Origin of the sequence: Catonella morbi ATCC 51271 (assembly GCF_000160035.2) — a bacterium.
GTDB classification, from domain to species: Bacteria; Bacillota; Clostridia; order Lachnospirales; family Lachnospiraceae; genus Catonella; species Catonella morbi.
Map to the genome: position 1 here is coordinate 193719 of NZ_KI535367.1, position 20889 is coordinate 214607.

General features: G+C 35.3%; 23 protein-coding genes. All 23 read left to right on the forward strand.

The features are described 5' to 3' along the window. Positions 1–59 precede the first annotated feature (59 nt). On the forward strand, positions 60–1049 hold the full coding sequence (locus GCWU000282_RS04515; protein ID WP_023353837.1) for a glycosyltransferase family 2 protein: 990 nt from the start codon (positions 60–62) through the stop codon (positions 1047–1049). A 30-nt stretch (positions 1050–1079) separates the two neighbouring features. Continuing rightward, on the forward strand, positions 1080–2087 hold the full coding sequence (locus GCWU000282_RS15775) for a glycosyltransferase (protein ID WP_023353838.1): 1008 nt from the start codon (positions 1080–1082) through the stop codon (positions 2085–2087). 66 nt (positions 2088–2153) lie between these two features. Next, the gene (locus GCWU000282_RS04525; protein ID WP_023353839.1) at positions 2154–3251 is read left to right on the forward strand and encodes a DegT/DnrJ/EryC1/StrS family aminotransferase; all 1098 of its coding nucleotides are present in this window, start codon (positions 2154–2156) and stop codon (positions 3249–3251) included. A 72-nt stretch (positions 3252–3323) separates the two neighbouring features. After that, positions 3324–5078 carry an ABC transporter ATP-binding protein gene (locus tag GCWU000282_RS04530; RefSeq protein ID WP_023353840.1) on the forward strand — a complete coding sequence of 585 codons (1755 nt, stop codon included), beginning with the start codon at positions 3324–3326 and terminating at the stop codon, positions 5076–5078. Between the two features lie 85 nt (positions 5079–5163). Beyond that, positions 5164–6291, forward strand: a complete 1128-nt coding sequence (locus tag GCWU000282_RS04535) for an FAD-dependent oxidoreductase (RefSeq protein ID WP_023353841.1) — start codon at positions 5164–5166, stop codon at positions 6289–6291. Next, positions 6284–7228, forward strand: coding sequence for a glycosyltransferase (locus tag GCWU000282_RS04540; protein ID WP_023353842.1), 945 nt, complete (start codon positions 6284–6286; stop codon positions 7226–7228). The genes GCWU000282_RS04535 and GCWU000282_RS04540 overlap by 8 nt, the downstream gene beginning before the upstream one ends. Before the next feature lie 16 nt (positions 7229–7244). After that, positions 7245–8174, forward strand: coding sequence for a dTDP-4-dehydrorhamnose reductase family protein (locus GCWU000282_RS04545; RefSeq protein WP_023353843.1), 930 nt, complete (start codon positions 7245–7247; stop codon positions 8172–8174). Further along, positions 8171–9406, forward strand: a complete 1236-nt coding sequence (locus GCWU000282_RS04550; protein WP_023353844.1) for a hypothetical protein — start codon at positions 8171–8173, stop codon at positions 9404–9406. The genes GCWU000282_RS04545 and GCWU000282_RS04550 overlap by 4 nt, the downstream gene beginning before the upstream one ends. Before the next feature lie 6 nt (positions 9407–9412). Continuing rightward, a complete protein-coding gene (locus GCWU000282_RS04555) occupies positions 9413–10207 on the forward strand; it encodes a sugar phosphate isomerase/epimerase family protein (protein WP_023353845.1) in 795 nt (264 codons plus the stop codon). Then, positions 10197–11000 (forward strand): glycosyltransferase family 2 protein, encoded by an 804-nt coding sequence (locus GCWU000282_RS04560; RefSeq protein ID WP_023353846.1) that lies wholly within the window; start codon positions 10197–10199, stop codon positions 10998–11000. The genes GCWU000282_RS04555 and GCWU000282_RS04560 overlap by 11 nt, the downstream gene beginning before the upstream one ends. A gap of 75 nt (positions 11001–11075) precedes the next feature. Then, entirely contained in the window at positions 11076–11738 is a 663-nt protein-coding gene (locus GCWU000282_RS04565; protein WP_023353847.1) for a NeuD/PglB/VioB family sugar acetyltransferase, read from the forward strand. Between the two features lie 17 nt (positions 11739–11755). Beyond that, the gene (locus tag GCWU000282_RS04570; protein WP_023353848.1) at positions 11756–12502 is read left to right on the forward strand and encodes an SDR family NAD(P)-dependent oxidoreductase; all 747 of its coding nucleotides are present in this window, start codon (positions 11756–11758) and stop codon (positions 12500–12502) included. Between the two features lie 25 nt (positions 12503–12527). Further along, positions 12528–12776, forward strand: a complete 249-nt coding sequence (locus GCWU000282_RS04575; RefSeq protein ID WP_023353849.1) for a hypothetical protein — start codon at positions 12528–12530, stop codon at positions 12774–12776. Further along, the gene (locus GCWU000282_RS04580) at positions 12769–14202 is read left to right on the forward strand and encodes an AMP-binding protein (protein ID WP_023353850.1); all 1434 of its coding nucleotides are present in this window, start codon (positions 12769–12771) and stop codon (positions 14200–14202) included. The genes GCWU000282_RS04575 and GCWU000282_RS04580 overlap by 8 nt, the downstream gene beginning before the upstream one ends. 48 nt (positions 14203–14250) lie before the next feature. Further along, entirely contained in the window at positions 14251–15096 is an 846-nt protein-coding gene (locus GCWU000282_RS04585) for a methyltransferase domain-containing protein (RefSeq protein WP_035039554.1), read from the forward strand. A 17-nt stretch (positions 15097–15113) separates the two neighbouring features. Beyond that, entirely contained in the window at positions 15114–16205 is a 1092-nt protein-coding gene (locus tag GCWU000282_RS04590; RefSeq protein ID WP_023353852.1) for a LuxE/PaaK family acyltransferase, read from the forward strand. Then, complete coding sequence (locus GCWU000282_RS04595) at positions 16186–17400, forward strand: acyl-CoA reductase (protein WP_023353853.1); 1215 nt, start codon at positions 16186–16188, stop codon at positions 17398–17400. Before GCWU000282_RS04590 ends, GCWU000282_RS04595 begins: the two co-directional genes overlap by 20 nt. A gap of 295 nt (positions 17401–17695) precedes the next feature. After that, positions 17696–17935, forward strand: coding sequence for a helix-turn-helix domain-containing protein (locus GCWU000282_RS04600; RefSeq protein ID WP_023353854.1), 240 nt, complete (start codon positions 17696–17698; stop codon positions 17933–17935). 104 nt (positions 17936–18039) lie between these two features. Continuing rightward, positions 18040–19083, forward strand: coding sequence for a type II secretion system F family protein (locus GCWU000282_RS04605; RefSeq protein ID WP_023353855.1), 1044 nt, complete (start codon positions 18040–18042; stop codon positions 19081–19083). Between the two features lie 10 nt (positions 19084–19093). Continuing rightward, entirely contained in the window at positions 19094–19423 is a 330-nt protein-coding gene (locus GCWU000282_RS15780; RefSeq protein ID WP_023353856.1) for a hypothetical protein, read from the forward strand. 1 nt (position 19424) lies between these two features. Continuing rightward, the gene (locus GCWU000282_RS04615; RefSeq protein ID WP_035039555.1) at positions 19425–19901 is read left to right on the forward strand and encodes a DUF4860 domain-containing protein; all 477 of its coding nucleotides are present in this window, start codon (positions 19425–19427) and stop codon (positions 19899–19901) included. 19 nt (positions 19902–19920) lie between these two features. Next, positions 19921–20409, forward strand: a complete 489-nt coding sequence (locus tag GCWU000282_RS04620; protein WP_023353858.1) for a hypothetical protein — start codon at positions 19921–19923, stop codon at positions 20407–20409. Then, on the forward strand, positions 20406–20885 hold the full coding sequence (locus GCWU000282_RS04625) for a pilus assembly PilX N-terminal domain-containing protein (RefSeq protein WP_023353859.1): 480 nt from the start codon (positions 20406–20408) through the stop codon (positions 20883–20885). Before GCWU000282_RS04620 ends, GCWU000282_RS04625 begins: the two co-directional genes overlap by 4 nt. Positions 20886–20889 lie beyond the last annotated feature (4 nt).

The window sequence follows — 20889 nt, forward strand, 5'->3', positions numbered from 1 at the left end:
CTGAAAGAATTTGATATAAGCTTATAAATTAGAAGATAGATAGAAAGTTGGTGCCCGGCATGAAGGTCGAAAACTTTTGTCCGATAATTATCGGAACTTTAAATAGGTTTGAGCATTTTAAATTATGCGTTGAATCTCTGCAAAACTGTGAGAATGCTGATAAAACAGAAATATTTATATCTGTGGATTATCCTCTGAAGAAGGAACACGAAGACGGATATGCTAAAATATTAAACTATTTAAAAGATAATCCGCTAAGTGGATTTAAAAAGGCTCATATTTATTATCAGGAAAAAAATCTGGGAGTGGTTAATAATTATAAGTTTTTGATTGAAGGATTGCCTGATGACTTTGAGTGGTATATTTTTCTTGAAGATGATAATGAGTTTTCCGAGGGCTTCTTAAATTTTATCAATACAACAATAGAAAAGTTTAAGGATGATAGTAAATTTTACGGAGTATGTGGATATTCACGGTTAAATAATTTTGATAAACAATGCTGGTATAAAAGTGTTGAATTAACCTATGGAGTTGCTCAATCAGTAAAGATGTGCAAAGTAGCTACGAAAGAAATAAATGAAATTTATAATAGAATATTATCTATAAAAGAGCTGTTTAAAATTTGTAAGGGTCGTAGTTCTTATGTGGGAAATTATGCAGATTTTTTGATACATAAGAATAGTGTATATTATGCCCCTGATGGAACAATTCGGCACATTGATTATACGGCAGGATTATGGTTGGCATTGAAAGATAAATATGTTGTACAGCCAACAATTGCTTATGTTAGGAATCTTGGATGTGATGGTTCCGGAGAGAATAGTGGATATAATATGGAAATACATAGTAAAGAGACTGCTAAAAAGATGTATGACAGAAGTGATTTTATTTGTGAAAAAGAATTTGAGGTATCAAGAAAATATATAAATGATTTAAGTAAGAATCGGAACACTGTTACAGAGAGCGCAAAAGGCTGGGTTAAAATTTTAATGATAAAAATTTTTGGTTTGAATATAACGAGGAAGATATTTCAAATGAAAAATAACTGAACAGTTATAAGGGTATAATAGGAGAATAAAATGGATGAAATAAAAGTTACAGTATGTTGTGCCACTTATAATCATGAAAAATACATAAGAAAATGTCTGGAAGGTATAGTCAACCAGATTACAGATTTTAGGTATGAAGTTTTAATAAGAGATGATGCATCTACAGATAATACACAAAGAATTATTAATGAATATGTAGAAAAATATCCGGGGTTATTTATCACGATTTATGAAAAAGAAAATTTGTGGAATCAAGGAATAAATATACATGCATATCTGAAGAAAAATGCAAGGGGAAAATATATTGCTTACTGTGAAGGTGATGATTATTGGACTGATATGTATAAACTTCAAAAACAGTTTGATGCTTTGGAAAATAATCCCGATTTATCAATGTGTACACATATAACACAGCTTGTTAGTGAAGATGAAAAAGAACTGCGTGGGACATTACCTGACAAGGTCTGCTCTGATTTAGAGACCGGTATTATGCTGAGAGACGATTATGCAAAACTTATCTATGTAGACTGTGGACATCCTTTTCATACAACCTCATATTTCATCAGGAAGGAGATCCTATATGCTTTGATGGAAGGTGAATTAAGCAGATTTAGAATCTGGGATTACGCAATATTGAGGATAGCTTTGCTTGGAAAGGGTATATTTTATTACAATGAAATTATGTCTGTATACAGATGTGACAGCATTTCCAGTCTGGGTACGGCACTTGACGGAAGTATATATGAAAATGAATGCAACTATAAATTTGAATTAACTAAATGTGAGTTTGACCTTGTATTAAATGATAAGTTGGAAAAAAGATATGAAGATATCATTTATAGGAGAGTTGTTGAGGAGTTTCTGCATTATGCGGAGTTGCTGGGAACTAAAAGAGTACTGAATGATATGAAACAATTATTTAACGGAAAAAGTTATGAGAATTATCTGTCTAAGAATCAAAAAATAAAACTGCTCGGATACCGACTATGTCCCGCCTTGTTAAAGGCAGTATTAAATATGAAACGCAGGCTGATATAAAGCTACTTTTGTGCTGCTTTAGAAAAGTGCTTATTATAAAATAATATAAATATAAGAGGAATTGATATGATTAATGTCACCCGCTCGTCTTTACCCCCTATTGAGGAATATATTGATGAGATAAAAGAATTATGGGATTCTCACTGGCTGACCAATATGGGAGATAAACATAAGGAGCTTCAGGCTAAATTGGAGGAATATTTAGAGATACCAAATGTTGTACTGTATACAAACGGTCATCTTGCCCTTGAGAATATAATAGCAGCTATGGGCTTACCTAAAGGCTCAGAGGTTATTACAACTCCGTTTACTTTCGTATCAACAACACATGCCATTGTCAGGAACGGACTAATTCCTGTTTTTTGTGATATAAATAAGGATGATTATACCATTGATGCTGATAAGATAGAGCCTTTGATTACGGACAATACAAGTGCGATACTTCCGGTTCATGTATATGGCAATATTTGTGATGTTGAAACCATAGAGAGAATTGCAGGGAAGCACAATCTTAAAGTTATATATGATGCGGCACATGCTTTCGGAGTTAAATATAGAGGAAAGAGCAGTGCCTGCTTCGGAGATGCTTCAATGTACAGTTTTCATGCCACAAAGGTATTTAATACTATTGAAGGCGGGGCGGTATGCTTTGAGGATAATTCACTCATTCAGATTCTTAATGATTTAAAGAACTTTGGAATCAGAGGAGCTGAATCCTGTGACTACATAGGTGGCAATGCCAAGATGAGTGAGTTTCAGGCTGCAATGGGTATTTGTAATCTCAGACACTTAGACGAAGAAGTATTAAAAAGAAAAAAAGCAGCGGCAAGCTATGATGATCAGCTTGGTGGAATTGACGGAATCAGACTAAATCCGGTAAAGAATGATGTAGAACCTAATTATGCTTATTATCCGGTTTTATTTGAGGAATACCAATATACACGCGATGAGATATATAACAAATTGCTGGAGAACGGCATTTGTGCAAGAAAATATTTTTTTCCGTTAACCAGTGATTTTGGATGCTACAGGGACTTAGAATACGGCGGAGGATATAAAACTCCTGTTGCAAAGTACATCTCCGATAATATAATAACTTTGCCGATTTATGCTGATTTGGATTTGGCTATTGTTGAAAAGATATGTAATCTTATTAAGGCTTAAGATAATTTGATGCTGTTTTTGTGCGGAAAATTGATTCAGACTGTATGTAAATAGATTTGAAACGGAGCAAATATGTTTTCTATAATAAAAAAAATTGGCAAGCTGCTAAACAGTAAGCAAAAAGGACGCATTGCTATCTTAGGCGTAGTGACTCTTATAGGTGCATTCTTAGAGGTAATAGGGGTGTCACTTATGTTGCCGTTAATTACTGCCATAATGCAGCCGGATATAATACATACCAATAAAACAATAGCCTATGTGTGCAATATTTTGGACTTAAATTCACACAGGACTTTTGTCATTGTATGCATAATTGTGGTCATCCTTGTATTCATTTTCAAGGATTTATTTTTAATTATGCAATACTATGTTCAGGTAAGATTTGTGTATAATAATCAGCTTGCTACTCAGCAGAAAATGTTAAACGGATTTATGAACCGTCCGTATGAATTTTTCCTCAATGCGGAATCGGGAGAGATTTTGAGGGTTATTCAGGCAGATGTACCTACTACATACGGATTACTAACTACACTTTTGAGTATGTTTACGGAAGTAGTTGTCTCCGTTGCGATTACAATTGCAATTTTTATTATTGATCCGGTAATGACAACATTTGTAATTATTATGATGTCTATAGTTGCATTGACCATATCTAAGCTGGTAAAACCCATATTAAAGAAAAAAGGAGAGGAATGGCACATACATGGTTCTCTTACTTATAAATGGCTGATACAGAGTATAACAGGAATCAAAGAGATTAAAGTAGGGGCTAAAGAAGAGTTTTTTGAGGAGAATTTTAACAGAAGTGGCAGAAAATATATAAGTGCGGCAAAATGGAATACAGTTTTTTCCAATATTCCGAGACTGATGATAGAAATGGTATCGGTTTGCTCTATGCTTGCTTTTATAGCTTATATGATATATATAGGAAAAGAAATAGAAACTTTGGTTACTACTTTGGGAGCCTTCGCTATGGCTGCTATGAAGCTTATGCCAAGTGCAAACCGTATAGTAGCTGCCTTAAATCAGATTGCGTTTCAGGAACCGTCATTGGATAAACTGTTGCAGGACTTGGCCTTGTTTGAAGAAGATGAAATAAAATACAGTAAGTATAAAAAACAGAATTTAACCGAAAACAGAAATATACTGAGCTTTAACGATAAAATAGAACTTCGTAATATCACCTACAGTTATCAGGGTTCGGATAAACTTATATTAGACAATGCCAATATGGTCATACCGATAGGAAAATCCGTAGGTATAGTCGGTGCTTCGGGAGCGGGTAAGACTACAGCTGTAGATATACTTCTCGGGGTATTGCTGGCGCAAAAGGGAGAGATTCTGACTGACGGAATAAATGTAATGGAAAACTATTCGGAATGGCTTGCTAATATAGGTTATATACCGCAGAATATATTTATGTTGGATGATGATATAAAGAGTAATATCGCTTTCGGAGTGCCTGAAAAATTGCAAGATGAAGAAATGGTGTGGAAGGCAATAAAAGAAGCACAGCTTGAAGATTTTGTGAAAGAATTAAAAGACGGAATACATACACAGATAGGAGAGCGGGGCATGCGTTTATCGGGAGGTCAGAGACAAAGGCTCGGTATAGCCAGAGCTCTGTATTTAAATCCGAAGATTCTGGTGTTTGATGAGGCTACATCGGCTCTCGATAATGAAACCGAAGCTGCTATTATGTCATCTATAAACAGCTTACATGGTAAAAAGACAATGATTATTATAGCTCACAGACTACAGACTATAAAGGATTGTGATATAGTATATCGTGTGGGAGATGGAAGGATAATTGAGGAAAGAAGCTGAAATTCTTATGGGTGACATAGAAAGCGATGATGTTGAGAGAATAAGTGAAAATTAAGTTTTGGAATAAATATGATTGGGAGAAGTTATGCGATATGACAGGATTATCATAGGTGCCGGATTATATGGGTTATATTCTGCACTTTTTTGTTTAAAAAGAGGTGAGAATGTACTGGTATTGGAATGTGATAAACAACCGTTTTCCAGAGCTACGTATATTAACCAGGCAAGAGTACATGGGGGTTATCACTATCCGAGATCTATTTCTACAGCTATTAAATCAGCAGGATATTTTGAGAGATTTAACAGGGAATTTGATTTTTGTATTAATAAAGAGTTTGAACAGATATATGCGACCTCTGATGATTATTCCTGGACAGATGGGATTCAATTTAAGAAGTTTTGTGATTCAGCAGGAATACCTTGTAAAAGAGTACCTTCAGAGGAATACTTTAAAGAGGGACAGTGCAGTGGAGCTTTTGTAACGAGAGAATATACTTATGATGCTAAAATTCTCTGTGATTATTTTTTATCTGAATTACAGAAATACAAGAATTCTTTCAGTATTAAATATTCAGTTAATATAATGAAGATTAATAGACTAAAGGATGATTATGAAGTTATATTGTCAGATGGTAGTTTATATAAAACTGATTTTTTGCTAAACGCTACTTATGCTTCAACTAATCAGATATTGGAAAAACTTGGTTATGAGAAGTTTAAGATAAAATATGAATTATGTGAAATTATACTTTGTGAAGTGAATGATAAATTGAAAGATGTTGGCATTACAGTGATGGATGGGCCATTTTTTTCAATTATGCCATTTGGCAAGACGGGTTTACATTCGCTCACATCGGTTACGTTCACACCACATAAGACCGGTTATGATGAATTACCTGAATTTAAGTGCCAGTCGGAAAGTAAAGGATTATGTAACAGAGAACATTTATATAACTGCAATCTTTGTGTGGCTAAACCTAAATCCGCATATAGATATATGTCAAATCTGGCACATAAATATATGAAAGATTGTTATGAATTTAAATATAAAGAATCTTTATTTTCAATGAAACCTATTTTGTTGGCTTCGGAGATAGATGATTCACGTCCTACAGTAGTGAAGAGTTATTCACAAAAACCCACCTTTGTAAGTGTATTATCAGGTAAAATAAATACTTTATATGATTTAGATGAGGTACTTGCTAATGGATAATAAAGAAAAGAACTTTGTATCGGCAGTTGTGTATATACATAATGAAGAAAAAAGAATTCCGAATTTTTTAAACAAGATTTTAGATATATTTCAAAGAAATTTTGAGCACGCTGAAATTATTTGTGTAAATGATCATTCCGGAGATGAAAGTGTAGTAAAAATCAAGGATATCAGCCAAAATAAATTGGGAGGGTTAGTCAGTGTATCATTGTTAAATCTCAGTTATTTCCATGGGGTTGAGACTGCAATGAGTGCCGGAGTGGATATGGCAATAGGAGATTTTGTATTTGAATTTGACAGCTTAAATTTTGATTTTGACGATGATCTTATAATGAAAACATATAGACATTCCATTGATAAGGGATATGATATTGTAAGTACGGTACCAAATAAAAAAGAAAAATTTACATCAGCTATATTCTATAAACTTGTGGAGAAATTAACCAATTCTTCTGACAGAATGTATACGGAAAGATTCAGACTACTTAGTAGGAGGGCTGTCAATAGAATAGGTTCAATGAATAAAACAATATTGTATAGAAAAATCTTATATATGAACTGCGGACTTAAGACTGATATCATAAGATATGATACTGTAAATGCAGAAAAAGAAGTGTTTGATAATAAGATTAGGGGTTATAGGACTTCTCTTGCCATTGATTCTTTGATTTTATTTACTGAATTAGGTTATAAATTTTCGTTTACAATGACAATCCTTATGATGTTAATTTCGGTTTTAATGTTATTTTATTCGGCTTTTATTTATTTTACTTCTAACCCTATAGAGGGGTGGACAACAACCATATTGTTTTTAGCGGTGGCATTTTTTGGCTTGTTTGGAATTCTTACAATCGTAATAAAATACTTGCAGATTATAGTTGATTTGATATTTAAGAAGAAGAGATATACATTTGAAAGTATAGAGAAGTTAAACTGATGAAGGGGTGAATGAAATGCGAGCGTTAGTGGGCTATACAGGCTTTGTTGGCAGTAATATTTGTGAAAAGAGTAAATTTGAAGGACTTTATAACTCTAAAAATATACAAGATGCTTATGGAACTGCCCCGGAGTTGCTTATTTATTCCGGAGTAAGAGCAGAAAAGTTTCTGGCGAACAGAGAACCTGAAAAAGATTTGGAATATATAATAAAAGCAGAGGAAAATATCGAGAGAATTAAGCCTAAACAGCTTGTGTTGATTTCAACCATAGATGTGTTTTCAAACCCTGTGGATGTTGATGAAGAAACTGAGATTACAGGAGATAATTTACAGGCATATGGGAAAAACCGTTATGAACTTGAAAAATGGGTGAGAGACAATTATAAGGCGGCACTAATAGTAAGGCTTCCCGGACTTTTTGGGAAGAATATAAAGAAAAATTTTATTTATGATTACATAAATGTAATTCCGAGTATGTTAACTGAAACGAAGATGGAAGAACTATCTGTAAAATGTAATGAAGTTAAGAATTATTATATAAAAGAGAATAATGGATTTTATAAAATTAAAAACCTGAATCCTGCTGAAAAAGACAGGGTGAAGAGTTTATTAAAAGGACTTGAATTTTCTGCAATTAACTTTACTGACAGCAGAAGTATATTTCAATTTTATAATCTTGACAGACTGTATAATGACATTGTGCTGCTTTTGAAAGAGGGAATAACTCTTTGTCACCTTGCGACTGAGCCGATTGGTACCGGTGAATTGTATAATTTTTTATCAGGTACGGAGTTTGATAATGAACTTGATAAAAAGCCGCTATTTTATGACTATAGGACAAAATATGCGAAATTATTTGGAAATCAGGGGAACTATATAGAGAATAAAGAAAACGTTATGAGGCAGATAAAAGAATTTGTTGAAAGAGCCGGTAGGAAAATATGATAAATAAAAAGACAATTTGTAATATTGGTTTGATTTTAACAGTCTCTTTAATGATAGCCATATATCTTTTTAGAGGCGCAGGCAGTTCAAGAGATAGGGATTCAGAGATATTACCTATAGGTAGTGTGATGGCTGCATTACAAGGAAAAACCGATAATAATCAGGGTTTTGGTCTGCTTGGTATACAAAATATTAATGTATCTTCATATGATGAGACAGAAGTATTAAATGATGTAAATAATACCGGTTATGAATTTGAGGTATACAAATCACAGGTAGGATTACAAGGTCATATTTTGATTATGGCTACCAAAATATTAAAAAACGGAAATGTTGTAGTTCAGCTATTTAAATTGATTAATTGTTTTTTGTTTGCATTTATAATACTTGCAATCTCCGGAGAGATATATAAAAGATATGGATTAAATTTTTCACTTTCATTTTTTTTGGTATCATTAAGTACACACTGGAATGTAGATTTTTCAAGAAATTTATACTGGTTGGAATATACCTGGTTTATTCCGTTACTGCTTGGATTATGCCTGATAAACTATAATAAGAAAAAAGTCTTTATCTATCCATTATTTTTTATCTCAATATTAATAAAATGCTTATGTGGTTATGAATTTATTTCTGTTGTTATGATGGGCGGTATTGTATTTTTGATTGCTGAGTGGAGTAGAGATAAAGTAAACAGAAAAGAGTATACTAAGGATATAATTATAGTTGGCCTTATGTCTGTATTCGGCTTTGTTGCTGCATATTTAATACATGCTTACGCTTGTGGTAATGGAGACATAGCCAATGGACTATCTTTCATGAAAACCAATTTGTGGGGCAGGAGAATGAGCCTGATGTCTTCTGTAGTTAATGGATCTGATGCAATATTGTTGGAATCAATTAATGCATCTGTATTTAGTGTATTAAAAATGTATATGTTTGAGGGACTTGAAGGAAAACTTGTTTCTTTATTCCTGTTTTCTGCTATTATATGTATTATATATCAGCGTAAAGTTCTAAAAAAAGATAATATATTTGAAATATATTTGCTTGTAGGAATGTTTTTAGGTGCAATTTCATGGTTGTTGCTTGCCAAACCTCATTCATATATTCATACGCATATCAATTTTGTTATCTGGTATATGGGATTTATGCAAACTTGTCTGTATATCGTATTAAATACTATGCTTGAAAAGAAAAATATTAAGTTAAGTATTGAGAAAACGGAGTGATAAACTATGAAGCTGTCAATATCCAATATTGCCTGGGCTAAAGAGAATGATAATGAAGTTTACGAATTTATGAGAGAATTAGGGTATTCGGGGCTAGAAATTGCTCCTACAAGAGTTTTTGGCGAAACACCGTATAACAAGTTAAAAGAGGCATCTGAGTTTAAAACTGAATTGAAGGAAAGAAAAAATTTCTGTATTCCTTCTATGCAGTCATTATGGTATGGGAGGAGTGAAAGACTGTTTGGTTCACCTGAAGAGAGACTTGTTTTGTCAGATTATACAAAAGAAGCTATAAGATTTGCAAAAGAACTGGCATGCGGCAATCTTGTGTTTGGCTGTCCGAAGAACAGAAATACATATTTGGAGGAAGATTTTGAAATTGGTTTAAGATTTTTTCGGGAACTTGGCGATTACGCGGCGTTTAATAATACAGTAATAGGCTTTGAGGCAAACCCGGTTATATATGGAACTAATTATATGAATGATACATTGTCTGCAATTCAACTTGTAGAGAATATTAAAAGTACCGGATTAAAACTTAATTTAGATTTAGGTACCATGATTTATAATGAAGAAAAAGCTGACATTTTGCAGGGAAAGACCGGCTTAGTAAATCATGTACATATAAGTGAGCCTAATTTGAAAAGCATAGAAAAAAGAAAATTACATAGAGAAGTTATAAAGATTTTATCCAAAGAGGGGTATGATGGATATATTTCTGTTGAAATGCAAAAAGTTGATGATTTATCGCATTTATATGATGTTATGTCTTATGTAAAGGAAATTGTGTATGATATTTGAAAAGCAGTCAGGAGTACCAAAGTTTGAAAGCTATGAAATACAAACGAAAAGAAATAAATATGCTTTGTTAATACCTATAATAAATGAAGGCAGGAGAATTGTTACAGAGTTAACAATAGCTAAAAAACATGGTATACATGAAAAAATTGATATTGTAATTTGTGATGGTGGCTCCGCCGATGGCTCCACTGAAATTAAATTAATGGAAAAACTTGGTGTAAATACCTTGCTTATAAAGAGAGATACAGGTAAGCAGGGAGCACAACTTAGAATGGGGATATGGTGGGCACTTGAACGAGGCTATGAAGGTATTATAACTATAGATGGTAATAATAAAGACAGTATAGAGGATGTACCGAGATTTATAGAATATTTAGAGAAGGGCTACGATTTTATACAGGGCTCAAGGTTTGTAAAGGGAGGGAAAGCGATAAACACACCTTTAATAAGGTATATATCAGTTAGATTAATACATGCTCCGGTTATTTCAAAGATTGCAAAGTTCAGATTTACAGATACAACAAACGCATATAGAGGGTATTCAAAGAGGTATTTATCGGACTCAAGAGTGCAGCCCTTAAGAGATATATTTATGGGATATGAGCTGCTTGCATATTTATCGGTAAGAGCATCTCAAATCGGATTAAAGGTTTGTGAGATTCCGGTAAGGAGAGAATATCCGGCGAACAAGAAAACTCCTACTAAAATCAGCTTTTTTAAAGGAAATATGGAACTATTAAGAATATTGTTTAGACTTTCGAAAAAGATATATGATCCGGAATTCTATACTTAACTATTGAATAATGGTATAATGAGATGTTAAAATTATACTGAGTATGATATTGAATGTTAAAAAGGAGAATAAAGCATGATTAATAAAGTGCTGGGAATATGGGGAGCCGGAGGACTTGGCAGAGAAGTGCTGGAACTGGCAAAGATTATTAACGGCAGAGATAAAAGATGGGATGGCTTTGTCTTTATAGTTGACGGAGCGGCAGTCTCAGAAGTTAACGGTGCCAAAGTAATAGAGTATGAAGATGCCAAAAAAAAGTTTGACGGGCTTGAAGTGATAATCGGAATAGGTGAGCCTGCTGTCAGAGAAGAGAAGTTCAATCTGCTTAAAAATGATGAAATTGCTACTCCGTCACTTATTCATCCTGATGTACATGTACCTGATACTGTAAAAATTGGTGAGGGAACCGTTATACAGTACGGATGCTTTATTTCTTCCGATATAACTATCGGTGACAATGTCTTTGTTCAGCCGCAGTGCAATATCGGACATGATGATGAGCTTGCGGATGGCTGTATAATTTCAGGCATTGGTAATCTCGCAGGTAATGTATCTATAGGTAAATATACTTATATCGGATTGAGTGTGGCTGTTAAAGAACGTGTAAATATCGGGAATTACAGTATAGTAGGGATGGGATCAATTGTATATAAAGACATACCCGATGAGATGATAGCGTTAGGAAACCCTGCCAGACCTATAGCCAGAAATACTGATAGAATAGTTTTCAAAGACTGAGGAAGCGGAGGAATAAAATGGGATTACTTGATGGAAAGGTGTGCCTTGTTACCGGTGCAAGCAGGGGGATAGGTGCTGCTACAGTAAAAAGGTTTGCACGGGAGGGTGCGGTAGTGTATGCCAATGCACGCACTCCCAAAAATCTTGATGACTTATGCATCGAATTAAGTGAAAAATATAATACAACAGTCAAAGCCCTCTACTTTGATGTCAGAGATGAGACAGCGGCAAAGAAGGCGGTTCTTCAGATTAGAAAGGAAACAGGCAGACTGGATGTTCTTGTGAACAATGCGGGAGTGATGAAAGATGCCCTTATCGGAATGATTTCCAAAGATTTGATGCAGGAAATGTTCGATATCAATGTTTTTGGTGTGATGAATCTTCTCCAGCTCGCAAGTAAGATTATGATGTTCCAAAAGAGTGGAAGTATCATTAACCTTTCATCGATAGTAGGTTTAGAGGGGATTCCGGGTAAGCTAGTGTATTCTGCAGCAAAGGGTGCGGTTGCGGCAATGACAAAGACTGCGGCAAAGGAACTGGCCTCTCAGGGTATTCGCGTGAATGCTGTTGCACCCGGTATGATTGATACGGATATGCTTAAAAGCGTAGGAGATGAAAAAATGAAAGAGCAAATTGCAAATATAAGGATGGGGAGACTCGGTACTCCGGAAGAGGTTGCAGATGCTATCTTATTTTTAGCATCAGATTTATCGGGATATATAACAGGAGAGATACTTGGAGTAAACGGAAGTGCTATGGTTTAATAAAATATCATAAAGGAGATAAAAAATGAATAATTTAGAAAAGTATAATAAAGTCTTTACCGAGACACTTGAAATTGGAGAGGATAAGCTTGAAGGGCTTACTTATCAAAGCATTCAAACCTGGGATTCTGTAGGTCATATGTCACTTATTGCATCTTTGGAAAATGCCTTTGACATAATGTTTGATACTATGGATGTTATTGATCTCAGTTCTTATGAGAAAGGAAAAGAAATTCTTTCAAAAGAAGAGTATGGAGTAGATTTCAATGCATAAATCCACGATGAAAAGAATATGGGAATTTGAAAAACACGCTGAAAATACTGCACTTATAGATGACAAAGGTCAGTCCGTAACCTATCGGATGTTAAAGGAAGCATCTGATTCTGTGGCTGAACTGATTGAGGAAAGAAGTCTTGTATTTTCGCTGTGCAGCAATGAGATAGGTTCCGTTATCGGCTATGTGGGTTTTCTTAATAACGGAATTGTACCGGCGCTGTTAAATGCAAATCTGGATGAAGATTTGCTTCAAAGTCTGCTGGGGCTTTATTTGCCGGCATATATTTGGCTGCCGGAAGAACAGGCAAAGAAATATGAGGAGTATCCGGTTATAACTCGTTCTTATGGATATGTTTTATTAAAGACAGGTTATGCCGGGAGATACCCGCTCTATCCTGATTTGGCATTGTTGCTTACCACATCGGGCTCTACGGGCAGCCCTAAATTTGTGCGCCAATCTTATGTAAATATTAAGGCTAACACAGATTCAATTGTTAAATATCTGGAACTTAATTCATCTGAACGCCCTATAACTACACTTCCAATGAATTATACCTACGGACTTTCGATTATTAATACACATTTAGCTGTGGGAGCTACGTTACTTCTTACGGACAAAACGCTGATGCAAAAAGAGTTTTGGCTATTCTTTAAGGAGGAGCAGGCGACTTCTTTCGGCGGAGTCCCTTATACATATGAAATGCTGGACAAACTTCGTTTCTGGTGTATGGATTTACAGTATCTTCGCACAATGACACAGGCAGGAGGCAAGCTGACTCCCGAACTTCATGAGAAATTTGCAAGATTTGCATCGGAGAATAATAAGAAATTTGTTGTTATGTATGGTCAATGTGAAGCAACCGCAAGAATGGGATATTTACCGCCTGAATATGCTGTTGAAAAACGGGGCTCTATGGGAGTTGCCATTCCCGGAGGAAAATTTTCCCTTATTGATGTTAAGGGCAATGAAATAAAAACACCGGATATTGCAGGTGAGCTTGTGTATGAGGGAGATAACGTTACTCTCGGATATGCCGAGTGCGGTGAGGATTTGGCTAAAGGTGATGAGCTGAAAGGAAGGCTTGTTACAGGAGATATGGCCAGGTTTGATGATGATGGTTTCTATTATATAGTTGGACGTAAAAAGCGTTTTTTAAAGATATACGGAAACAGGGTAAACTTAGATGAAACAGACCGGCTGATAAAGGCGGAATTTAATATTGAGGCAGCCTGTGCAGGTGTTGATGATCATATGTATATTTTCGTGACAGACAGCGATAAAGCAGATGCTGTCAGGGATTATGTTATCGGCAAAACAAAGTTAAATCCTGTTGCTTTCAAGGTAGTTGTGATAGATGAAATACCTAAGAATGACTCGGGGAAAACATTACACAATGAGTTAACAAAGTATTATGAAGAATAGTATTCGGTGCAGGTGAATAATAATATAAATTATGGAGTGAGAGATAAAATGAAATGTTTTGTTTGTAAAAAAGGTTATATGACTCCTTATTTTATTAAAAAGAGGGGATGCGAATGTATTGATGAGGAATTTGAAAGGTGTTCAAATTGTGGTCTTGTTATAAATAGAACATTATATGAAATGACTGCAAAAGAATGGGAAGAGGTAAACTATATTTGCCATAATGGCTACCAGGGGACAGACGAGAATGCGGATGATCCCAAATGGCTTTCAAGACTAAAATCTCAGGCAGAAGTGTTTGCCGGCTTATTTGATTGTGGCATTTTTTCAGAAAATATGAGAACGATTGATTATGGGTGTGGGGATGGTAAGCTATCGCAATATGTGGATGATGCTTTTGAATTAAGAACCGGACATAGACCGTCTCATCAACTAATAGGTAAATATGAGAAATATATGGCATTGGACGGTATTGTAGGTTACTATACAGTAGCGGATATTACTCCCAATTCATTTGATGTAGTTATTTCTTGTAGTGTAATTGAACATCTGATTGGATTTGAAGAAATTGATAAATTTTTTTCTTTGGCAAAAGATAATGGAACAGTTTGCCTGCATACACTGATTTGCGAAGAGGTGCCGAGGGATCCGGAGTGGTTTTATCTTACACCCGAAGGACATTGTACAATATGGACTAATGCTGCAATGAAAATAATATATGAAGAATATGGCTATGTAGGGTGTGCATATAATCTTGAAGCACAAATGTGGTTTTTCTTTAGGGATGCAGATAAGTTTGCTAAGCTTAAGGAATTGCATGATAGAATAAAAGGAGCTTGGACTATTTCTGAAAAATTTGTAGATTATTGGAAGCAATTGCCATATAGGAAATAGTATAATAGGTGGTGTATATGACATTTGAAGAAATAATAAATATTCCGCCCTATTCGTTAAATGAAAAAGAGAAAAATGAACTTTTAATGAAGAGGCTTGCAGAACTTACAAAATGCCATAAAGATAGGTGCATTGAATATGGAAAAATGTTAGATTCTATAGGTTTCGATGTAAACAAAACTGAGAATTATAAAGATATCCCCTTTTTGCCTGTACGTCTGTTCAAGGAATTAGAATTAAAATCAATTCCTCAGGAAGAGATTGTTAAAACATTGACTTCTTCCGGTACTACAGGACAGGCTGTAAGCAAGATATTTCTCGATAGAGAGACGGCTGCGAATCAGCAGAAAACAATGGTGAAAATTGTGCAGGAATTTACAGGTTCGGCCCGTATGCCCATGATTATTATAGATTGCCCGGGTGTATTAAAGAACAGAATAATGTTTTCTGCACGAGGTGCGGGTATTCTCGGATTTTCTGTCTTCGGTTCTAAGAAGATATATGCTTTAGATGATGATATGAAGTTGGATATAGTAGGATTGAGAGAATTTTTGATTCAAAATAAAGGACAAAAAATACTGTTGTTTGGCTTTACATTTATGATTTGGCAGCATTTTTACAAGGAGCTTTTAAGACTTAAAGCAGAGGGAATATCCTTTGATTTGTCAGACGGTGTATTGATTCATGGCGGAGGATGGAAAAAATTGATATCTGAAGCCGTAAGTCATGATGAGTTTCATAAAAAGCTGGGTGATGTTTGCGGGCTGAAAGATATACATGATTATTACGGAATGGTTGAGCAGACAGGCTGTATATATATGGAGTGCGAGTGCGGAAAACTTCATGCGAGCAACTTCTCAGATGTTATTATCCGCCGACCTTTTGACTTTACTGAGGCAGATATTGGGGAAAGAGGTATTATTCAAGTAGTTTCGACAATCCCGGAGTCATATCCAGGCCACAGCCTTCTTACTGAAGATGAGGGAGAGGTACTGGGAGTTGATGACTGTCCCTGCGGACGAAAGGGAAAGTATTTTAAAATATATGGCAGACTGAAGAATGCAGAGCTAAGGGGGTGCAGTGATACTTATGCAGACAAGTTTAGATAAAGAAATACTGAATAGGGTCACATATCTTACAGGCTCGGCAGCTACGGTTGAAGAAACAGTATCTGTACCTGCATTGATTCCGTTTGATGAGAATACTATTGATTTCCTTAATGATGTATCTAAAGAAATAATGAATGACAGTAGGAGCAGAGCATATTCAGATGTTATAACCTTCGGTTTTTGGATTCGCAAGAGCTCTGTTATGAAGCTGAAAGAAAAATATACAATCAGAGACAATGCTTTTCATATCGGTAGAGGGTTGGTATTTCATATAGCACCGTCAAATGTCCCCGTTAATTTTGCTTATTCTCTGGTAACCGGTTTACTAAACGGTAATGCGAATGTTGTAAGAGTTCCGAGTAAAGATTTTATGCAGGTTACAATTTTGACAGATGCCTTCAATAAAGCTCTGTTACATCATCCCGGTATGAAATCTTATGTTATCTGTGTCCGTTATAATCGTGACAAAGATATAAATGATCTCTTTAGCTCTGTTGCTGATGTCAGAGTTATATGGGGAGGAGACAAGACTATTGAAGAACTGAGAAAATCTCCCCTGCCGGCACGTTCCGGAGAGATAACGTTTGCGGACAGATATTCTATAGCAATCATTGATTCAGACTCATATTTGAGAATAGAAGATAAAAGAAGAGTGGCAGAAGATTTTTATAATGATACATTCTTTTCGGATCAGAATGCCTGCACCAGCCCGCGGATAATTATATGGACAGGAAGTCGGATTGACGCAGCAAAGGAAAAATTTTGGGAAGAAGAGCATTTTGTTGCAGAAAACAAATACTCTTTTCAGCCGATTCAAGGCGTAAATAAGCTGACAAGAAGTTATATGGCCGCCGTATCTCAGGATGGGGTGAAGGTTATCCCGCATAAGGATAATCTGATTGTAAGAGTTGCTGTCTCGGAAATAACAGATACACTTATGGATTATCGTGATAACAGCGGTTATTTTTATGAGTATGATTGTAAAGATATTAATATGCTTAAACCGATTTGTAATGACAAGAGATGCCAGACAATAGCTTATCTGGGCGATAAAGAGAGTATTATTCCGCTTGTACGCTCAGGAGTGAAAGGGATAGACAGGATAGTTCCCATAGGAAAGACAATGGACTTTGATTTTGTTTGGGATGGCTGGTCTTTGCAATATCAGCTTACGAGAAGTATTGTATCAGAATAATATAAATTTTAATTTGCTTATAAAAAATATAGTTTTTTGATAAAAATTAACCTAGCCGAATAATGAATATTTTTAAAACCTATGCTAGACTTATATCTACGTTAAAGATAGGTTTAGCTAAATGTCAATTTCAATTAAATGCTTATCTTTTTAGATAGGCATTTTTAGTTTACCGGCAAATTATTGCAGAATTTTTGGTAAATATGTAGGGGAAAATTTGAATTTGCAACAGTGAAATCTATTTGTAAGAAAAACGTAAAAATTGCTAAATATTATACGAGGAGGAATGTAAAGTATGAAAAAATTGCCCACAATTGATATGGTAAAGACAGGTGAGAAGATTGAATATCTTAGAAAGGCAAGGGGATTTACAGTAAGCGAATTGCAAGATTGTTTGGGATTCAATACACCGCAATCCATATATAAGTGGCAAAAGGGTAAAGTTGTGCCGACAATTGACCATCTGGTGGCGCTGTCCAGTCTGTTTGGGGTAACTATTGATGAAATCATAATTATTGAAAGCAATGCCGTTTAACAGTGCGTATTAATGCCTGTTTTCCATTTTTTGCTTGCTTTCGTAAGATTATTGTTATAAAATTGTAAAAAGGATGGAAGTAAATTTTAATAAAGGAGAATCACATGTCTAAGGCAACAGTATTTTCGCCGGAAGAAATTTCCGTTTTCTGTGACCAGATTGCAATGATACTTAATGGCGGTATCCCTATATTTGAGGGCACCCATATTCTCTATGAGGAAATGGACGAAGGAAGAACTAAGGATATATTAAAAAAGGTTGATGACAATGTGAAGTCCGGTATGTCATTTAACGAAGCCCTCAAAGAGAGCGGTGCATTTCCGAATTATATGTGCGAGATGGTTAAAATAGGTGAGATGACCGGTAAGCTTGAAGACATTATGCGCTCTTTATCCGGCTTTTATGAAAGAGAGAATCTTGTAAAGAACAGTATCAGAAGCGTAATAAGCTATCCTACGGTTCTTCTCGGAATGATGGCTGTTATTCTTATGGTATTGGTCGGCAAAATCCTCCCTATGTTTGAAGATATTTTCTTAGAACTTGACGCAGGTACGGGAACCACTGTCGGAATTATGAATACAAGTATTCTTGTTTCCAAGGTGATTGTGTGCATTGTACTTGTTTTGCTTGCGGTTCTTTTAATCGGAATAGTTTGGTACAGATTCAGGGGCGGAAGCGCAATGATAACCAATCTTATAAATAACAATCCTTTTTCTGCGGGACTTGCTGATAAAATCAGCATAGGTAAATTTCTTGCCACACTTGCGGTTATGCATGCGAACGGTGTGGAAATGACGGAAGCGGTTAAAAATGCTTCCAAAGTAGTTGAGAATAAAAAAACTTTAGCGAAGGTAGATAAATGTGTGACTTTGCTTGAAGCGGATGAGAAACCTGAGAATGCATTTAAAGAGACAGGTTTGCTAAGCTCGCTCCATTCTAAGATGTTTGGAGTAGCCAGGATGAGCGGTTCCGGAGATACAATTCTTTTTAAGCTTGTAAACAGATATGACGAGGAAATCAATTCAAGGCTCAACTCACTTGCTTCAATAATTGAAACTATACTTGTGGTAGTTCTGTCAATTATAGTGGGAGCAGTGCTTATATCGGTAATGATGCCTTTAATGAGTGTAATTGCATCCATAGGCTAAGGAGCGGGATATGAAAGAATTTGTAAATGCGAAAGCGAGGAGAGCTGAGAGAGAGGGCATAATTAAATCTGTTTTCTTTGTGATTATTATATCTGCCGTTTTGATTGCCGGAATATTTTATATAGGTAAGCTGGGAAATAATCAGGGAATCAAGCTTACCAGAGAGGCAGTTGTAAGGACTGCGGTTGAATGTTATGCAATAGAGGGAATTTATCCTCCGAATGTGAAGTATATGGAAGAAAACTATAACTTTAGCTATGATGATACAAAATACTTTATCCACTATGATGCATTTGCATCAAATATTATGCCTACCATAGAGGTATATGAGAAGAGGTAATATGGAAAACATAAAAAGGGAAAAGGGACTTGTACATACCGTTTGCGTGCTGGCTGTTATCTGTATGTTCGGTATTTCGGCCATGATGCTTGGCAGTGTAGGGGCTTCTGTTTATAAAAACATAGCGGAAAGAAACCTGAACAGCTTCGAACTTCGAACTTCGCTTTCCTATGTAAAGACCAAGATTAATCAGTATGATGAAGTCGGAAGGATTGCCGTTGAAGAAAGAGATGGTCTTAAAATGCTGATTCTGAGTGAAGAAGTGCAGGGTGAAATCTTCGATACGGCTGTTTATTTTAATAAAGGTAAGCTTTATGAGATTACCGGAGCAAGAGGGATGAAATTTAAGCCTGATGATGGGTTTGCCATACTTAATGTAGATTCATTTGATATTTCAGAGAATAATGGGCTTATTAAGCTTGTAACCACAGATGATGGCGAAACAGAGACTCTGTATGTGAAGCTTAGAAACAGTTAAAATGGCTTAAGGAGGTAAGATGAATACATTTAATATGGATACCGCAAGGAAAACCGGACCATACTCAGGTGTCATACTTCCTGTGGTGGAACTTGTTATTGCCATTGGTTTATTTACTATTATAAGTATCTTCATTGTAAAATTCTTTACTTCAGCCAATACAATGAGCAGGCAGGCGGATGATTTGACTAAGGGGCTAATTAAGGCTGAATCTGCGATAGAACTTTCAAAGGCACTCTCTCCCGAAGAAACGGCAAAGGAAATTGGCGGAAAGCTTACTGAAGATAAAGAAAGCAGGCTTATAGAGGTATACTATGACAAGGATTGGAAACTTACAGATGTATCCGGTAATTTTAAGTATATGCTTGCTGTAACAATCACCGATACACCTAATGCAAACGGCATATTAAGTGATATACGTGTTTTGGTTCATAGAAAAGAAAGAAATGATGATAACACTGTAATAGTAGATTTAGAAGGGGCTAAATACACAAAAGGTGGCAAATGATGAGAAATAATATAAAGAATAGGATGAACACAGGCGGTGCGCTTGTTATTCTGGTTATACTTGTAGTAGCTATGTCTTTATTTGCTGTACTTGCCATTAAATCATCCTTAAATGAGAAAAAGCTTTCGACTAAGACTAAAGAAGGTATAGAAAATTATTATAAGTTGGATGCTGAGGCTGAGAGGATTTATGCGAGAATAGATGAGATAGTGGCTAAAAGCAATAATATATCCTCTGAACTGACAGAGCTTAAGGAAATAAAAGAAGCAGAAAAAGCTGACAGTGATATTAGAGTTGAATTCAGTGATATACGGTATGAAGGAGAAATGCCTACACTTGTTAAGTATAGCATTATAAACGGGGAGAGAAGCTTAAATGTTGAAATAGGTGTAATGGGTAAAGAAACATCTGTAAACAGGTGGAGTACAAAGACAAAATCGGATGATTCAGAGTATGAACTTGAGATACCTGATTAACAAT

Excerpts from the sequence above, each read along its gene's own strand:
- GCWU000282_RS04515 (WP_023353837.1), top strand. The coding sequence starts at position 60 with ATGAAGGTCGAAAACTTTTGTCCGATAATTATCGGAACTTTAAATAGG.
- GCWU000282_RS15775 (WP_023353838.1), top strand. The coding sequence starts at position 1,080 with ATGGATGAAATAAAAGTTACAGTATGTTGTGCCACTTATAATCATGAA.
- GCWU000282_RS04525 (WP_023353839.1), top strand. The coding sequence starts at position 2,154 with ATGATTAATGTCACCCGCTCGTCTTTACCCCCTATTGAGGAATATATT.
- GCWU000282_RS04530 (WP_023353840.1), top strand. The coding sequence starts at position 3,324 with ATGTTTTCTATAATAAAAAAAATTGGCAAGCTGCTAAACAGTAAGCAA.
- GCWU000282_RS04535 (WP_023353841.1), top strand. The coding sequence starts at position 5,164 with ATGCGATATGACAGGATTATCATAGGTGCCGGATTATATGGGTTATAT.
- GCWU000282_RS04540 (WP_023353842.1), top strand. The coding sequence starts at position 6,284 with ATGGATAATAAAGAAAAGAACTTTGTATCGGCAGTTGTGTATATACAT.
- GCWU000282_RS04545 (WP_023353843.1), top strand. The coding sequence starts at position 7,245 with ATGCGAGCGTTAGTGGGCTATACAGGCTTTGTTGGCAGTAATATTTGT.
- GCWU000282_RS04550 (WP_023353844.1), top strand. The coding sequence starts at position 8,171 with ATGATAAATAAAAAGACAATTTGTAATATTGGTTTGATTTTAACAGTC.
- GCWU000282_RS04555 (WP_023353845.1), top strand. The coding sequence starts at position 9,413 with ATGAAGCTGTCAATATCCAATATTGCCTGGGCTAAAGAGAATGATAAT.
- GCWU000282_RS04560 (WP_023353846.1), top strand. The coding sequence starts at position 10,197 with ATGATATTTGAAAAGCAGTCAGGAGTACCAAAGTTTGAAAGCTATGAA.
- GCWU000282_RS04565 (WP_023353847.1), top strand. The coding sequence starts at position 11,076 with ATGATTAATAAAGTGCTGGGAATATGGGGAGCCGGAGGACTTGGCAGA.
- GCWU000282_RS04570 (WP_023353848.1), top strand. The coding sequence starts at position 11,756 with ATGGGATTACTTGATGGAAAGGTGTGCCTTGTTACCGGTGCAAGCAGG.
- GCWU000282_RS04575 (WP_023353849.1), top strand. The coding sequence starts at position 12,528 with ATGAATAATTTAGAAAAGTATAATAAAGTCTTTACCGAGACACTTGAA.
- GCWU000282_RS04580 (WP_023353850.1), top strand. The coding sequence starts at position 12,769 with ATGCATAAATCCACGATGAAAAGAATATGGGAATTTGAAAAACACGCT.
- GCWU000282_RS04585 (WP_035039554.1), top strand. The coding sequence starts at position 14,251 with ATGAAATGTTTTGTTTGTAAAAAAGGTTATATGACTCCTTATTTTATT.
- GCWU000282_RS04590 (WP_023353852.1), top strand. The coding sequence starts at position 15,114 with ATGACATTTGAAGAAATAATAAATATTCCGCCCTATTCGTTAAATGAA.
- GCWU000282_RS04595 (WP_023353853.1), top strand. The coding sequence starts at position 16,186 with ATGCAGACAAGTTTAGATAAAGAAATACTGAATAGGGTCACATATCTT.
- GCWU000282_RS04600 (WP_023353854.1), top strand. The coding sequence starts at position 17,696 with ATGAAAAAATTGCCCACAATTGATATGGTAAAGACAGGTGAGAAGATT.
- GCWU000282_RS04605 (WP_023353855.1), top strand. The coding sequence starts at position 18,040 with ATGTCTAAGGCAACAGTATTTTCGCCGGAAGAAATTTCCGTTTTCTGT.
- GCWU000282_RS15780 (WP_023353856.1), top strand. The coding sequence starts at position 19,094 with ATGAAAGAATTTGTAAATGCGAAAGCGAGGAGAGCTGAGAGAGAGGGC.
- GCWU000282_RS04615 (WP_035039555.1), top strand. The coding sequence starts at position 19,425 with ATGGAAAACATAAAAAGGGAAAAGGGACTTGTACATACCGTTTGCGTG.
- GCWU000282_RS04620 (WP_023353858.1), top strand. The coding sequence starts at position 19,921 with ATGAATACATTTAATATGGATACCGCAAGGAAAACCGGACCATACTCA.
- GCWU000282_RS04625 (WP_023353859.1), top strand. The coding sequence starts at position 20,406 with ATGATGAGAAATAATATAAAGAATAGGATGAACACAGGCGGTGCGCTT.